The following is a 13,886-nucleotide window of genomic DNA, read 5'->3' as shown; positions in this document are numbered from 1 at the left end:
AATGGGATGCTGGCCGTCCGGGAGTCAGATCTGCTCCAGCGTATAGCCGTCTCCCCGCTTGGAGGAGATCTCGATCCGGGACTCCTGGCTGTTGAGCTTCCGGCGCAGCCGGGAGATCAGTGTCCAGAGGGCCCGGCTGTCGTCTTCCGCGGTGGTGTTCCAGGCCTCCATCAGGACCTCCTGCTTGGAGACGGTGCGCCCCGCGTTGCGGACCAGAAGGAGCAGCACGGCGAACTCCTTCTGGGTCAGCTGCAGATTGGCGCTTCCCAGATACGCGCAGCCGGCAAAGATGTCCAGCCGCAGGCTGCCGTAGCTGATGTGGCGGCTCTTGGCCCGCTCCTGCCGCAGCCGCGCCTCGATCCGGGCTGCCAGCACCTCCAGGTCATAGGGCTTGGCCAGATAGTCGTCGCCCCCGGCCCGCAGGCCCTCCACCACGTCCCGGCTCTCTCCCAGGGCGCTGAGGAACAGAATGGGTGTGTGATACTGCTCCTTCAGCTCCCGGCACAGCTCCACGCCGTCGCCGTCGGGCAGCATGATGTCCAGCACCACCAGATCCACCGGATGCCAGCGCAGGGCCTGGCGGCATTCCCGGGCAGTGGCGGCCTGCAGGATCTCATAGCCGTACATGCTCAGTGCCTCGGCGTTGATCTTCATGATGTGGGGGTTGTCTTCCACCAGGAGAATCGTGCTCATGGCGCTGCCTCCTTTTTCCGAACGGTGAACATGAAGACGGTCCCATCGGGACCGGTGCGCTCCACTTCCAGGATCCCGCCGTGGGCTTCCACCGCCTCCCGGCAGATGGACAGGCCCAGGCCGCTCCCCCCGTCGCCGCTGTAGCCCTTTTCGAAGATGTGGGGCAGCTGCGCGCTGTCGATCCCGCTCCCGGTATCCTCCACCCGGAACACCACGTGTTCCCGGCGCTCCCGGTCCGACGCGCTGATGGTGATGACGCCGTCCTGGGTGTGGCGGTTGGCATTGATCACCAGATTGATAAAGACCTGCAGCAGCAGCTCCCAGCTGCCGCATACATCTGCGCAGGTCCCGCCGGAGAGGTCCAGACGGTTGCTGTTTTTCAGGCACATGGGGGTGCAGATGGCCCGGACGCTCTCCAGAAGCGGGCCCACCTCGACCGTGGCGAATTGGGCCTCACTGGTTTTGCCGTAGGAATACTCCAGCAGCTTGGTCACCATATCTGCCAGCCGCAGGGCCTCGCTGCGGATGACCTTCAGGTTTTCCGGCGTCTCGCTGCTGATATGGCCGGTGGACATCTGCAGGCCGGTCAGCTGGGCGTAGCCGGAGATGACGGTCAGGGGCGTTTTCAGCTCGTGCGCGACCTGGTGCAGGAAGTCCAGGTTCATGGCGTTCATCCGCTCCAGCAGCTCGCTGCGGCTGCGGCTCTCGGACAGGGCCGCCTCCTGCTCCCTGGCCCGCAGGCTGATGGAAGCCGCAATGAGCAGGTCGAAGATCAGCATCCCCCTGGGCATGATCCCATAGTGGCTGACCGCCGAGCTGTTGTTGACATAGGCCGCCTCCATCAGGATGGAGAGGATGAGCATGGCCGCGCCGCCCGCCGCAAGCGCATCCACGAGCTGGAACGACTTCCGCCGCAGATAATGCCGCGTGATGCCCCAGATCAGACAGAACAGATACGGGATCGCGCAGATCCAGGCCGCCGTGCACACCGTCACCAGCCAGAAGGTGGGCAGAACGACGGTGAGCGCCGCAGCGATCCCCATAGCGGCTGCGTGCAGAATGGTGAGGCGCTTTTTCACGGTGCCGGGATACAGGCTCCCCAGCAGCAGGAGCACCATTCCCGGCAGCAGAGCGGTCACGGTCATGAAGATCCGGTAAGTCAGATACCAGGAGGTGCCGGGCGGCAGCGCATGGACCACCAGAAAGTTCTGGTCCCGGAGAGCCATCATCAGACAGCAGACGGCCAGCAGCAGAAAAGTGCCCCGCCGCTGCAGCGCGGCGCACAGAAGAAAGTACAGAAACAGCACCAGCAGCCCGCTGCTGAGACTCAGGGAAGCCAGGTCGTTGTCTGCCTTGAAGGCCTCGATGTTCTGGGGCGTGGACAGATAGGTGGGCTGGATGAAGCCGCCGTCCCGGTGGACGAAGTTGGAAAACTGATAGATGACCTCGACCTCTCCGGACGCCCCGGAGTATAGGGGGATGGTCATGGAGCCCACCTGGGGCACGTGCGCGGCGGCATTGTCCGCCACGGTGCCGAAGCTGGCCACCTCTGTGCCGTTGACGAAGACCCGGGTGCTGTAGTCGATGGAATAGGAGCAGATGGCGTAGTACTGCTCCGGCCGGGCTTTGATGATGAGGCGGTACGTACCGTACCGGGGCTCACTGCCCGCATCGGGATCGCCCGCCTCAGGGACCGGCCTGCCGACGCCGGCGGCAAAGTCTGCAGAGGTGTACAGGGCGTTGGGGTAAAAGTCCCAGCTGTTGTCCACGTTGGCGACCTCGTGGGACAAGTCGACTCCGGTGATATCCAGCATACCGTCCACCGGGCGGATCTCAACGACATGGTCCGGCCCCCGTTCGAGAAACAGATGCACGGCCAGTATGACCAGCAGCACGGCTGCCGCCGGGAGCAGCCGCTGCAGATTGCGGCCGCGGCTCTTTTCTGCCAGCATCCTGCCCTGCCTCCTTTCCGCCTGCCTCTCCGGAATGCGCTTCCCCGGACCGGAGACGTCCCGGAGGAAGCGCGGCTCCGGCATTTTTCACCATTATATCTGTTCGCCCCGGCCTTTTCAACTGCGGAGCCCCGCAGGAGGGAGGGACGGACCGTTTACAGGAACAGCCTGACGCCGTTTGCCTCGCGGACGATGTCGGTGCTGACGGCCTTGAGCATGGACAGGGAGAGGTCGTCTCCGCCCTGCTCCTCCAGAGAGAACTCCTGATCTGCGGCGGCGAAGACCGACAGGACGCTGTCCTTCATGCTGTATTCCACAGTCACGTCGATGGCGATCCGCTCCCCCTTCATCTGGGGGAGCATGATGTTGATCAGCAGCTCCTCCAACACCAGCTGCACCCGGTAGATCTGCTTTTCCGTGGCGAACTGCCTTCTGCAGAACTCCACGACGGCGCCGTTGAGACCGTAGATGTCGAACTTCCGGTCGGTGATGGTCTGCTGGAAGGTCTTCAGCCGGTTGATGAAGGCCTTTGTCCGCTCCCGCTTCGGGGCGTCGAAGATCTGGGCCGGGGGCCCCATCTCGTAGATCCCCTTCTCGTCCATGTAGATTACCTGGGAGCTGATGGCCTTGGCGAAATTCATCTCGTGGGTGACGATGACGCAGGTCATCCCCCGATTCACCAGGCGGCGGATGACCGCCAGCACTTCGTCCACCATGGTGGGGTCCAGGGCGGAGGTGGGCTCGTCAAAGAGGATGATCTCCGGCTTCATGGCGACGCAGCGGGCAATGGCGGCGCGCTGCTTCTGCCCGCCGGAGAGCTGCGAGGGCATGTAGTCTGCCCGCTCCGCCATGCCCACCTGGGTGAGGCATTCCATGGCCAGATCAAAGGCTTCCTTTTTGGAAAGGCCCTGGAGCTGCATGGGGGCCATCATCACATTCTCCAGCACCGTCTTGTGGGAAAACAGGTTGAAGGTCTGGTACACCATGCCCATCTTCCGGCGGATCTGGTCCAGGGGGGCGCCTTTTGCGGTGATCTCCTGCCCGTCGATGTACACGCTTCCCGCGGTGGGCCGCTCCAGCAGATTGATGCAGCGCAGGAACGTGCTCTTCCCGCAGCCGGAGGGGCCGATCACCGAGATGCAGTCGCCCTGTTCAATGTCCACATGGATATCCTGAAAGACCAGGTTGCTGCCGAAGCTTTTGGAAAGGCCCTCGATATGGATCACGGACATCAGACCACCTCCTTGCATTCCAGGTGTTTGTTCCGGTCCGTCAGGCTCAGCATGCGGTTGGCGACAAAGCCCAGCAGAAGATAGACCACAGAGGTGATCACCAGGGAGATGATGGGATCCATGGTGCGGGAGGTGATGACGGTGACTGCCCGGGTCATGTCCTGCACCGCAAGAAGGCTCACCACGGAGGTGTCCTGCATGGTCAGCACGAACTGGGTCTTGTACAGGGGCATCACCTGGTGGCGGGCCTGGGGAAACACGACCTGAAAGAAGGCCTGCCATCTGGAATAGCCCAGGGTCCGCGCCGCCTCGATCTCCCCGACAGCCACAGAGTCCACTGCGGAGCGGAACATCTCTGACAAGTGGGAAGCGCATTTGAGGGTGAAGGTGATGATGGAGATCACCTCGGCGCTGAAGCTGGTGTCCGCCAGGATCAGGTAGGCGAAGATCATCAGCAGCACCAGAGGCGGCAGCTTCACCATCAGGGCGGTGATGCCGTTGCTGAATCCCCGGATCACCCGGTTCCGGCTCCCCTTGCCGGCGCAGAAGGCCATGCCCAGCACGGTGCCCAGGACAAAGGAGACGACAGTCAGCAGCAGCGTGACCCACAGACCGGACAGGATCAGCTGATACCGGTCCTCATAGATCAGGTTCATGTAAATGGATTTCTGCAAGTATTCGATCAGTGCCATGGCGTGTTCCCTCCTGTTTCATGTTTCTTCCTGGGTCACCAGCACCAGGTCCAGATCAAAATAGGAATCTGAGTGCAGACAGGTCCCCATGGCCTCCACCTCTCCGGCATAGTAGCTGGAGATGGCGTACACAAAGACGTCTACCTCCCCATTGGCGATGGCCAGGGAACAGGCGTCCCAGCTGCTGTCGAACCATTCGATGGTGTAGCCGTATTCTGCGGCAAAGTGCTTGATGAACTCGATGTCCACGCCCTGGGGCTCCTCTGTGACAAAGTCGTAGTAGGTATAGGGATAGCCGCTGCCGCCGGTGTTGATGGCCACCCGCAGCACCTCCCCGTCCTCCGCCTGGGGGATATCCGTGTTGGGGACGAACTCCTCGGCGTTGGCCCGCTCCACCATGTCCGCGTAGGTCTCGCTGGCCTTCAGCTTGGGGATGTATGCGTTCATCTGTTCCAGAATGTCCCGGCGGGCGTTGGTGATGTAGGCCACCAGGGAGTCCTCTCCGATGGGCTCGTTCTGGATCACCAGATCGGAATACTCCGCCACCATGCTGTAGGCGTACAGGGCATCCACGGCAATGGCGTCCACATATCCAAACCGCAGAGCCATGATGCAGTCGCCGATGCTGTCGTAAAGATAAAGGTGGGGGATGCGGACCTGCTCGGACAGATAGTAGTCCGAACTCCAGGCCAGCGGCGTGCCGATCCGCCACGACTGCCAGTCGCTGATGTCGAGTTCCGTATCGGCTCCTCTGCCGTCGCAGCCGATGAGCACGCTGGCCGCTGCCAGCAGACAGAGCAGCCAGCATATGACCCGTTTCCTTCTGCGCATACTTCCTCCGTTTCCATCCGCCCGGACCCCGGACGTCCGCTTCTCGTGTGCCGGGGAGCGCCGGCAGCCGCCTGTGCGCCCGCTGATATCATCTTACCGATAGAAACGGCCAAAACAGCGAACCTTACACAATTGTAAAGTTCCCTGAAGGCGTGGCGGAAACGCGTTCCGTCCGGCCCGGCCGGAGGACAGAGAGCTCCCCTCGCCGGTATGGGAAGGGGAGCGCGGCGTGTGCCGGGAACAAAAACCCCCTGGAATCTTGCGGTTCCAGGGGGATGGATGCCTTGTGCTCACGAAAGAGACGGAGGCCGTATGGCAGGGCGGCGCGTTTGCGCCGTACAAGCGTTTCGCCGCAGGCAAAACCTTGGCGGAGGCGGAATTCACTTCCGCCGAGCATTTCAAATTTCCACGGATACCATAAAAAGGCCACACCCATCAGGTGTGGCCTTTTTATGGTGGAGACTACTGGACTCGAACCAGTGACATTATTTTTTTGCAGGTAAATTTGTTTGTACTTATTGTGACTTTAGAAATTATTGAACACGTTTTGTGACTTGAATTTACATGTCGTCAACTCGAAGTGTGTATAAAAGTGTGTACAACAGCTGCCGTCAATCGCCTTGGACATACTTCCCCATCTTGATCAGCAGCAGCCGCACCGTGTTAGCCGTGTAGTCCAGTGCCTTCCATCGCGCCGGGCTATTGATGATCTCTGCGCCCGCCAGCGCGTCCACAGCGGCCTCCAGCTCCGGGTCCGAGCCCTGGGACCCCTGACCGCCGCAGAGGGCCAGGAAGGCCTCCCAGGCGCCCGCTGTGGCCCGGATCGTCTTGGGGCAGTCCTTGCCGGTCCAGCGGTTGTGCTGGACCACGTGGTCCAGCTGGATGCCGTGCCTGGCCATCAGCAGCCGCACCAGCGCCGCCGCGTTGGCCTTAGCCTGCTCAAAATTCCCGCCGGCGTCCACGCAGATCTCGATGCCAATGGAAGAGGCGTTGCCCGGGCCGCTGCCGCCGTCCCCGGCGTGGTAGGCCCGCTCGTCATCCGGCAGGTGCTGGTAGATGCTGTGGTCGTCCACCGTGTAGTGCCAGCTCACCGGAGCCGCCTGGGCGGAGCTGCCCCGCAGATATGCCGCGTGGGCCGCAGCGTCGGCGCCTTTGGCAAAGTTGCCGGTCTCATGGATGGTGATATAGGTGTCCGGATTGCTGCCGCCCGGCCGGTTTTTGGCGCCGGAGGGCAGGATGTCCTGGATGATCCGCAGCCCCGTGTCGGTCACCAGGCCCTCGTCGGCGGCCTCCACAGGCCGCAGGTAGTCCATGGACACCCAGCCCCGATCTGTCTGTCCCCAGCCATTCCGGGTGGCCTCCACGGCCACCACAGCGCCGTAGGAGTACCCGCCGGTCTTGTCGTAGTTCGTGCCCGGCCCCGTCCGGATGTTGAGGCCGCTCTGGGCTGTTACGATATACCTCATGTCACGCCGCCTGATCCGTCTGCTGCGTGTCCGATTCGGACACAGCGGCCTGCTGCCGCTTCTCCGCCTGAGTGCCGAAGTAGAAGGCGATCACCACGGTGAACACCGTCAGGAACTGTTCGGCGGTCACACCGCCGGTACAGGTCAGATAGGCAAAGACGCAGGTGAGTACAATCGTCACGATGCTCTTAACAGCCAGCAGGTTCGCCAGCCGCTTTTTCAGCAGTTCCATCTCAGTCCTCCTCGATCAGCACGTCGCCCCGCAGGCGGTAGCGCTTGCCCGCCATGTAGACGAAGGCGATCTCATCGCCCATGTTCACATCCACGGTGCGCCCGTCCACTACATGGACTTTCTCCAGGCAGCCAACGCCGTGGTCCATGATGCCCCAGCCGTTGGCTTCGTCCGGCGTCTCGCCCACATGGGTCTCCATCAGCTCCTGCGCGGAGAAGAGGTTCCGGGCGGGGTTCAGCGTCAGGTTGCTGCCCATCTCCTTCAGGGCCTCGTTGGTCTCCTCCAGGGTCTTCTCGCCTTTGGTGTAGTCAAGCAGAGTTTTTTCCAGATCCTTCATTGTTTTATGTACTCCTTTCAAAATGCCGGCCATCGGCCGGGTATTAAACCTTAGAAAATTGGTGAGCCGCCTCGTCCCGGGCGAAGTCCTGATATGCCTCCTGGGCGGCTCTGGCGGCCTCCATGGCCTCTTCCACGTCGCCGTTGGTGTGCATTCCCGCCAGCTTCTTGGCGGTGGTCAGGGACAAGGAGCAGTTGGCGTACATCAGATCCATGGCCAGCCGGCTCTCCTTCTCCCGCCGGGCCGCCCGGATCTCCGACCGTTTGGCGCTCTGCCGGCTCCGGTGCTCCGCCAGGGCTGCTACCACGGTGGCCACCGCGGCGATCAGCGCACAGATGACCTCCGATGTCACTGGCCCGCCTCCTCAAAATACTGCCCGATCAGCTCATGGGGCAGGTACTGGAGGATGACCTTGCCGCCCTCCGCCTCACCGGTCCTGGTGCAGAGATAGAGCTGACTGTCCTCCGGGTCGAGGTAGTAGAGGCCATACTGGTATTCCATCCCCCGGGCGGCCGTGATGGGATTGTCCGCAGTGCCGGTCTCGCCGGGCTTGGAGACTGCCGCCCACAGGGCCGGCACCGTGTCCGGGGTCCAGCTCTCATTTCCAGTGGCATCGTGCTGCTGTAGCAGTTTGTAAATCACGCCCTCCCACTGGTAAGGCGTTCCAACAGGTACCTGGGAGAAGTCCCTGGAGCGCCAGGTGGGGATCATAGACTGATTGTCCAACAGCTCCTGGTCATTTGCCTCGCCGGACGCGGCCCGGGCGGCCAGCGCCGCGGCGTCTGCCTTGCCCTTGGCCCGCAACTCGTCTTTGGCCATGGTGACGATATCAGCCATTGCTCTCCACCCCCTCCGTATAAGCGGCCTGCAGATCGGCCTTCACGGCCTCGGCGGTACCGCCAGCCTCCAGGGCCTTGATGGCAGCTTCCTTCTCAGCGATGGCAGCATCCTTCTCGGCCGCCTCGCTCTCCAGCTGTGCGATCTGCTCCTGGTAGGGAGTCACGTCCCCCAGGAACTGATCCGCCACCTGCAGCTCCACGGTGTAGCTCTTGGTCTTGCTGTCGTAGGTGATCCCTGCAACGGTAAACCCATAGCCCACCGGCAAGCCGAACTCGTCCGGACACTGGGGATTGGTGTGCTCAATGGCGGGCTTTGTCCAGTTGATCCCCTCGATGTCCTCCAATGAAGCAAACTCCCGCTCAAATTTCACCAGGTACCGGCCGTTCTGGCTGCCCCGCATGACAAAGGCCGCCTGGACCCCGTCAAATTTCCAGCTCTTTGTGAAAAAACTCATTCGCATTTCCTCCTGTAATATCTGGATGTTTTATCGTGGCGGTGCCGCCAGTCCCGCTTGGGATCCGCAGGCCCGCCCCGATCCAGGCGCTTGATCCGACGCTTGCCCCAGCGGGTGATATCCAGCAGGGCTCCGTCCTCGTTTGTCACGGCGTCAAAGCAGGGGTAGTATTTTAGGATCTTCCGCCCCAGGGCGGTGCGCTCCCGCACCTCCCACCACTCCACAGGGGAGAGGCCCGGCGGCCGGTTGGCTGCCTGCAGCACTCCGCGGCTCTCCTTATGGACATACAGCATCACGCCTCACCCCCGCTGATCCGCAGCATCTTGCGATACGTTTCCGCCGACACGGCGTCCCCGATGGTGTTCCCGTTGCTCGACAGTGTGGACAGCGCCTTTCGGATAGAGGGTGTCCCCTCTACATATCGTGGCGCAGACGGCGAATAGGGCACGGGTCTGTGCAACTGGGAGAGATCCGCGTCCGGGTACCGCTGCCAATATCGCTTGACGGTCCCGGGGGAGATCCCCAGGTCTGCCGCGGCCTCCCGCACCGTCATGCCCCGGCGGGCCAAAATCTCATACTCATACCGGGTGTAGGGGCCCACCCGCTCATCCCTACAGACGAACCGATAGTAAAACCCCTTGGGCAGGCCCAGCATGGCGGCGATCTCTGCCTCGGAGCCGCCGGGCCAGTCCGCCCGGGCGATCTTCCGGGGGACGGCCTCCGCCATGTCCAGGCAGACGCCTGCAAAGCCTCGCAGGACCGCGGCGTTGCTCCGGCAGACGGTGCTCCGGTCACGGTGGACGATCTCACTGATCTCCCGGATGCTGACCCCGTCGGTCAGCAGGAAGTACAGCATTTCCCGCTGGCGGAGGGTGAGCAGATTGGCCCGGGTGGCCAGCCGCAGCAGGTCCACACCGTCCTGGGAAATGCACTCTCCCACGAAAGCGTGAGCACAGATGGTGTGGAACAAGATCTTCTCCGCCCGGGCGACCGTCCGGCTGACCGTACTGGGATTGACGCCGTGACTTTCAGCGATCTGGGCGATAGTCTGCCCCTCCATGTGGGCGAAGAAATAGGTATGCTGCCGGTCACTGAGCTTCTCCACCGCCCGCTGGAGGACTTTCTGCAGGGCGGCAGCCTGCTTGGCCGTCAGGCCGCCCGCTTCCGCCGCCTGCCAGGTGGTCCCCTCCAGGTCGGCAAAGGTGGTTTTGGTCCGCTCCAGGAAGTCCCAGGAGAAGGCGTCCAAAGAGATCTTTCGGTGCCGCTCCTTCCGGTGTTTCTCCTGGGGCGGCCGCAGCCGCTCCAGGTTGTCCAGAGTGTCCCTATACATCCCCTGGAGGATGCGCAGCCGCTCCGTCTGGCGGATGCGCTCCTGGGGGTCCGTGGTGTCTTGGATGATCTGCCGGACGGCCACGATCCTGGCGGCCAGCTTTTTGCGGTCCGCCTCGTATGCTGCGTAATCCATTGTGATGACTCCTCTGTCCCAGGTCAGCGCCGGCCAAAAAGGGGATACCCCTCTCGGCCCTGCTGTGCAGGGGTGTCCCAGCCCGGATGGTTGTCCGTAGGGCAACCGGAAGACGGCCGTTTGGCGCTCCCTGCATGGGCATAAGGTACGGGGCTGGGGATTGGGTGGTCGGCGCTGACCCGGGGCAGAGGGTCATTCCTTGGCGTGGACGCAGAACTTGCTCTCGAACTGCTCCCAGGTGGTGGGGTTGTCCTCAAACCACTGCCAGGTGAGCAGCACGCTCTCCACATCCGCCCAGGTCAGGCCGCTGATGATAAACCGCAGATGAGCCGGCTTGATCTGCTCCACCATGTTCTGCACCTGGCTGACGTCGATATCCGCCAGAGTGTTGGACTCCCCCAGAAACTCCAGCGAAAAGCTGTAATCCGCCGAGTTGACTACCACCCGGGCCTCGTACCCGGTCATGGCCATGGCCAGCTGGCGCACCATCTCCGCCGTGGTATTGCCGGCGGCGGTCATCTTGTCCCGCACCGCCGCCCGACGGTCCGCCAGCGGTTTGCTCTCATCCACGGTGATCCCGTACTTTTCCTCCCAAAGGTACAGGGACCAGGTGGCGGTCTCCACGAAAAACTGATCCAGCAGGTCGTCCACCTGCCCCGCGGACAGGTCGCTTTCGTCCTCCAGGGCTTCCAGGATGGCCGCCGTCTGGGGATGCCGGTAATACCGATCCGGTACCCGCTGCCGGGGCGGCAAGCTGCTCATGTGGCCACCTCCTTATGCTGTCTCGGTGACGGACACGCTGCCCACCACCGGGACTGTCTCGGCCGCGATCTGCACCGCCGCCGTCCCGCCGGACACCGTGAACGTGCTGTAGTCCGCCACACCCTCGCACTGCAGCAGGCAGGCCAGGAAGCGGCTGTAGGGAATGGTGACCGCCTGGCCGAAAGTCTGTCCCGTCAGGAGCGCCGACACGGCCGCCGTCAGCTGGTTGGTCACGTCCGTGGTGGAGCTGCCCTCCACCAGCGTCACCGCCGCCGTCAGGGCGATCTCGCTCTCCGTCACGCTGACCACCGTCACCGTGGCGCCGATGGGGCGCTCCTCCTCGATGTGGGCGGCGCAGGCCGCCCGGATGTCCTCATCCACCGGCCCCTTGTCTGCCCCGGCGATGACCACCTTGACGGTGCCGTTCCCGGCCCAGAGCGGGATGCAGCTGGCATAGCTGACGCCGGCCACTTCCTTGGCCCACTGGATGTAATGGTTGGGGTTGCCGGAGGTGATAGGCAGGCTCAGCCGGTCATGGATGCGGGTATAGAGATCCACATCGCTCTCCGGGTCGGAGCCGCCGGCAGCCGCCTCCAGGTTGGCCAGGTCATCCACGCCGGGAACATTGACCGCCATGGAGGTGATGGAGCCTGCGGGGACGTTGTAGTCCGCGCCGATGCTCTCCGCCTCCACCGTGGCCACCGCCGTCTCGTCGGCGATGGTGGCCGCCTCCAGGGTCAGGTACCGCAGGCCGCTGTCCGGGGCATACACCGCGGTCCCCGCGGCGATCACAGTGCCGTCGGTACCCACAAAGGTCACTTCCGCCCGGGCCTTGGTGCCGGGCTGGCGAACCATGCCCAGCTGGGCGGCGTGCTTGTCCAGGTACTCCCCGCTGTCCGGGCCGGGAAACACGATGGGCAGCAGGCCCGCCAGGAGCTGGGAGTGCTGCCACAGGGCGTAAGCCACCTGACTGAGCAGGATGTTGGTATAGCTGCCCTCCCGGGTGTCGATCTCCACGCCGCTCTCTGTCAGAGCCGTCAGGATCTCCGCCTTGATGACCTCGGGCGTGCGGTCCTCAAATACCGATGGCTGCGTCACGGACGCTCACCTCCCCGTAGATGGTATGGAGGGAAAAGTTGACATGGAGCCAGCTCCCCTCGAATGTGGCGCTCACCTGGTCCACACTGGTGATGTAGGGGTTGATCAATAAGGCCTCCCGGAGCTTCCGGACGGCCTCGGACTGCCGCACCTCATCGCCGTAGGGCTTGCCGATCAGCCCGGCCAGGTCCTGGCCGTAGTCGCTGGTAAACACGTCGTGGGTAAACCGCTCCGTGTGGATGCAGTTCCAGGCCCACACCAGGACGGCGTCGGCGCCGGTGACATAGAGGGGCTTGCCGGATCGCCAGATGGGCTGATCCCGGGCAAAGTCCCAGGCCACCTCCCGGGCCAGGGGCAGGGTTCCCGAGGCCGCCGTTCCGGTGTCAGGGGCATCAATCAGCGGGAACAGGCTCATAGTACGCTTTCACCAGCCTCTCAATCAGGTAGTAGGTCTGCCCGTCCATGGAGCGCAGAAGCAGCACCAGATCCCCGGCCTTCAGCAGCGCGCCATGGGTCACCGGCGCGGCCTCGGCGGTCTCTCCCTCCACCTCTTCCTCTGGCCGGGTAACCCAGGCGTCGCCGGAAGACAGGCCGCATTTACATTGCCCGGAAAAAATCTTCTGGGGCAGCGTGGAAGTCACCGGCCAGGCCAGCTCCGTCAGCTGCTCGACCCAGCCGGCGGTCAGGTGCTGGGCGATGTACAGGTCCTCGATGTCCAGATCCAGGCCGTCCGCCCGGATCTTCAGCGGGGTGGTGCTGATGACCCTGCCCACCGCGTACCAGGCCGGCACCGCGCCGGCGGCTTTCCGGCCGAAATAGTCATTCAGCCCCACATAGGGGTCTCTGGCATCGTCGTTCATTCGATCTCACTCCCCGCGCTGGCCGTGGCCGCCACATTCCGGCAGTTCAAGGTCAGCTTTGCGTAGTAATTATTGTTCTTCCAGGTGTGGACGTCGGCATCGATCCAGAAGATGCCCTCCAGCCCAGTCCGGGCCTCCCGGGCCACCACGGTCTCCCCGGTGATCAGGGAGAGGTCTCCCAGCACGTTGGCCGTGACAGTGCGTGTCTGCTTCCCGTCCTCCAGCTGATGGTTGGCCTCGCTCACCGCGTCGGCGCCGTCCCGCTGGGTGATATGGGCCTCCATGACACCGATCAGGCCCTGGGACTCCGTGTCCCCCAGCCGCTGCAGGAAATTGCCGTTTTTGTCGTAGATGGCCACGGAGTTGACCACGTTGCTGGCATCCTCCGTGGTGGTGGCGTCCATCAGGTTGCCCGCCGCCTTCAGCACCAGGCTCTCTCCACTGACCGTCCGCTCCTTGACCAGCAGGCCGGAGGGGGTGTAGCGGATGGCATACCGCTTCCCGTTTTTCTCCGCAGCCAGGGACCACACGGTGGTGACAGCCTGGTTGATCTTCACCCCGGCGAACTTCCGCCGGAGCTGGATGCCGGTGGTGGGTAGGGAGGCCACGGGGATGCCCTTCTCCGCGCATAGGGAACGGGTGATCTCCTCCGGCGTGGCGCCCGTGAACTTGGCGGTGCAGTCATTCTTCTGCAGATAGATGCCATAGTCAAAGGCGGTGGCCGACATGGTGTGGTCCTCGCTGCCCAAGCTGCGCTTGAGGACGACGCCCACAAACAGCCGCTCCGTGTCCTCCATGGTCACCAGGTCTCCGATCTCCGGCACCGGCAGGTCACTGTCGGCCACGAAGGCGACCTCCAGCTCCAGCTGCCGGGTGATGGAGGCCTTGTCCCCGCTCCACGTCCAGCTGACGGCCAGAGAGGTGATATCCCGGCTCTGGCCGCCCTTGTGCTTGGTCAGATACAGTTTCATA

The 13,886-nt window shown here is 63.3% G+C and carries 17 protein-coding genes and 1 pseudogene; all 18 read right to left on the bottom strand.

Going from position 1 to position 13,886, the window contains the following annotated elements; genetic code table 11:
* Nucleotides 1-24 precede the first annotated feature (24 nt).
* Complete coding sequence (locus tag H9X91_RS09290; RefSeq protein ID WP_204804547.1) at nt 25-693, bottom strand: response regulator transcription factor; 669 nt, start codon at nt 691-693, stop codon at nt 25-27.
* Nucleotides 690-2,645 (bottom strand): sensor histidine kinase, encoded by a 1,956-nt coding sequence (locus tag H9X91_RS09285; protein WP_204804546.1) that lies wholly within the window; start codon nt 2,643-2,645, stop codon nt 690-692. The genes H9X91_RS09290 and H9X91_RS09285 overlap by 4 nt, the downstream gene beginning before the upstream one ends.
* 509 nt (nt 2,646-3,154) lie before the next feature.
* Nucleotides 3,155-3,871 (bottom strand): annotated as a pseudogene (locus tag H9X91_RS09280) (amino acid ABC transporter ATP-binding protein); the annotation flags it as partial.
* Nucleotides 3,872-3,876: 5 nt separating this feature from the next.
* The gene (locus tag H9X91_RS09275) at nt 3,877-4,569 is read right to left on the bottom strand and encodes an amino acid ABC transporter permease (protein ID WP_204804545.1); all 693 of its coding nucleotides are present in this window, start codon (nt 4,567-4,569) and stop codon (nt 3,877-3,879) included.
* Nucleotides 4,570-4,587: 18 nt separating this feature from the next.
* The gene (locus tag H9X91_RS09270) at nt 4,588-5,400 is read right to left on the bottom strand and encodes a transporter substrate-binding domain-containing protein (protein WP_204804544.1); all 813 of its coding nucleotides are present in this window, start codon (nt 5,398-5,400) and stop codon (nt 4,588-4,590) included.
* 611 nt (nt 5,401-6,011) lie between these two features.
* Entirely contained in the window at nt 6,012-6,866 is an 855-nt protein-coding gene (locus tag H9X91_RS09265; RefSeq protein WP_204804543.1) for an N-acetylmuramoyl-L-alanine amidase, read from the bottom strand.
* Nucleotide 6,867: 1 nt separating this feature from the next.
* Nucleotides 6,868-7,098, bottom strand: a complete 231-nt coding sequence (locus tag H9X91_RS09260) for a hypothetical protein (protein ID WP_338111969.1) — start codon at nt 7,096-7,098, stop codon at nt 6,868-6,870.
* A 1-nt stretch (nt 7,099) separates the two neighbouring features.
* A complete protein-coding gene (locus H9X91_RS09255) occupies nt 7,100-7,435 on the bottom strand; it encodes a hypothetical protein (RefSeq protein ID WP_204804541.1) in 336 nt (111 codons plus the stop codon).
* Nucleotides 7,436-7,478: 43 nt separating this feature from the next.
* Nucleotides 7,479-7,787, bottom strand: coding sequence for a hypothetical protein (locus tag H9X91_RS09250; protein ID WP_204804539.1), 309 nt, complete (start codon nt 7,785-7,787; stop codon nt 7,479-7,481).
* On the bottom strand, nt 7,784-8,272 hold the full coding sequence (locus tag H9X91_RS09245) for a carbohydrate-binding protein (protein WP_204804537.1): 489 nt from the start codon (nt 8,270-8,272) through the stop codon (nt 7,784-7,786). The genes H9X91_RS09250 and H9X91_RS09245 overlap by 4 nt, the downstream gene beginning before the upstream one ends.
* A complete protein-coding gene (locus H9X91_RS09240) occupies nt 8,265-8,729 on the bottom strand; it encodes a hypothetical protein (RefSeq protein WP_204804536.1) in 465 nt (154 codons plus the stop codon). The genes H9X91_RS09245 and H9X91_RS09240 overlap by 8 nt, the downstream gene beginning before the upstream one ends.
* Nucleotides 8,726-9,022, bottom strand: a complete 297-nt coding sequence (locus tag H9X91_RS09235) for a hypothetical protein (RefSeq protein ID WP_204804535.1) — start codon at nt 9,020-9,022, stop codon at nt 8,726-8,728. Before H9X91_RS09235 ends, H9X91_RS09240 begins: the two co-directional genes overlap by 4 nt.
* Nucleotides 9,022-10,194, bottom strand: a complete 1,173-nt coding sequence (locus H9X91_RS09230; protein ID WP_204804534.1) for a sigma factor-like helix-turn-helix DNA-binding protein — start codon at nt 10,192-10,194, stop codon at nt 9,022-9,024. The genes H9X91_RS09235 and H9X91_RS09230 overlap by 1 nt, the downstream gene beginning before the upstream one ends.
* 192 nt (nt 10,195-10,386) lie before the next feature.
* Nucleotides 10,387-10,956, bottom strand: coding sequence for a putative phage tail protein (locus tag H9X91_RS09225; protein ID WP_204804533.1), 570 nt, complete (start codon nt 10,954-10,956; stop codon nt 10,387-10,389).
* A 12-nt stretch (nt 10,957-10,968) separates the two neighbouring features.
* Nucleotides 10,969-12,054, bottom strand: coding sequence for a baseplate J/gp47 family protein (locus tag H9X91_RS09220; protein ID WP_204804532.1), 1,086 nt, complete (start codon nt 12,052-12,054; stop codon nt 10,969-10,971).
* Complete coding sequence (locus H9X91_RS09215; protein WP_204804531.1) at nt 12,032-12,469, bottom strand: DUF2634 domain-containing protein; 438 nt, start codon at nt 12,467-12,469, stop codon at nt 12,032-12,034. The genes H9X91_RS09220 and H9X91_RS09215 overlap by 23 nt, the downstream gene beginning before the upstream one ends.
* Nucleotides 12,447-12,914 carry a DUF2577 family protein gene (locus tag H9X91_RS09210; RefSeq protein ID WP_204804530.1) on the bottom strand — a complete coding sequence of 156 codons (468 nt, stop codon included), beginning with the start codon at nt 12,912-12,914 and terminating at the stop codon, nt 12,447-12,449. The genes H9X91_RS09215 and H9X91_RS09210 overlap by 23 nt, the downstream gene beginning before the upstream one ends.
* Nucleotides 12,911-13,885, bottom strand: coding sequence for an XkdQ/YqbQ family protein (locus H9X91_RS09205; protein WP_204804528.1), 975 nt, complete (start codon nt 13,883-13,885; stop codon nt 12,911-12,913). Before H9X91_RS09205 ends, H9X91_RS09210 begins: the two co-directional genes overlap by 4 nt.
* Nucleotide 13,886 lies beyond the last annotated feature (1 nt).

The sequence above is a fragment of the Oscillibacter valericigenes genome (assembly GCF_016902445.1).
In the GTDB taxonomy this organism is placed as follows: Bacteria; Bacillota; Clostridia; order Oscillospirales; family Oscillospiraceae; genus Oscillibacter; species Oscillibacter avistercoris.
Note: the sequence above shows the minus strand (reverse complement) of the source record. Positions and strands in the feature narration are given on the sequence as shown.

Excerpts from the sequence above, each read along its gene's own strand:
- H9X91_RS09255 (WP_204804541.1), bottom strand. The coding sequence starts at position 7,435 with ATGAAGGATCTGGAAAAAACTCTGCTTGACTACACCAAAGGCGAGAAG.
- H9X91_RS09240 (WP_204804536.1), bottom strand. The coding sequence starts at position 8,729 with ATGAGTTTTTTCACAAAGAGCTGGAAATTTGACGGGGTCCAGGCGGCC.
- H9X91_RS09290 (WP_204804547.1), bottom strand. The coding sequence starts at position 693 with ATGAGCACGATTCTCCTGGTGGAAGACAACCCCCACATCATGAAGATC.
- H9X91_RS09215 (WP_204804531.1), bottom strand. The coding sequence starts at position 12,469 with ATGAGCCTGTTCCCGCTGATTGATGCCCCTGACACCGGAACGGCGGCC.
- H9X91_RS09225 (WP_204804533.1), bottom strand. The coding sequence starts at position 10,956 with ATGAGCAGCTTGCCGCCCCGGCAGCGGGTACCGGATCGGTATTACCGG.
- H9X91_RS09260 (WP_338111969.1), bottom strand. The coding sequence starts at position 7,098 with ATGGAACTGCTGAAAAAGCGGCTGGCGAACCTGCTGGCTGTTAAGAGC.
- H9X91_RS09245 (WP_204804537.1), bottom strand. The coding sequence starts at position 8,272 with ATGGCTGATATCGTCACCATGGCCAAAGACGAGTTGCGGGCCAAGGGC.
- H9X91_RS09270 (WP_204804544.1), bottom strand. The coding sequence starts at position 5,400 with ATGCGCAGAAGGAAACGGGTCATATGCTGGCTGCTCTGTCTGCTGGCA.
- H9X91_RS09230 (WP_204804534.1), bottom strand. The coding sequence starts at position 10,194 with ATGGATTACGCAGCATACGAGGCGGACCGCAAAAAGCTGGCCGCCAGG.
- H9X91_RS09285 (WP_204804546.1), bottom strand. The coding sequence starts at position 2,645 with ATGCTGGCAGAAAAGAGCCGCGGCCGCAATCTGCAGCGGCTGCTCCCG.
- H9X91_RS09205 (WP_204804528.1), bottom strand. The coding sequence starts at position 13,885 with ATGAAACTGTATCTGACCAAGCACAAGGGCGGCCAGAGCCGGGATATC.
- H9X91_RS09265 (WP_204804543.1), bottom strand. The coding sequence starts at position 6,866 with ATGAGGTATATCGTAACAGCCCAGAGCGGCCTCAACATCCGGACGGGG.
- H9X91_RS09210 (WP_204804530.1), bottom strand. The coding sequence starts at position 12,914 with ATGAACGACGATGCCAGAGACCCCTATGTGGGGCTGAATGACTATTTC.
- H9X91_RS09275 (WP_204804545.1), bottom strand. The coding sequence starts at position 4,569 with ATGGCACTGATCGAATACTTGCAGAAATCCATTTACATGAACCTGATC.
- H9X91_RS09235 (WP_204804535.1), bottom strand. The coding sequence starts at position 9,022 with ATGCTGTATGTCCATAAGGAGAGCCGCGGAGTGCTGCAGGCAGCCAAC.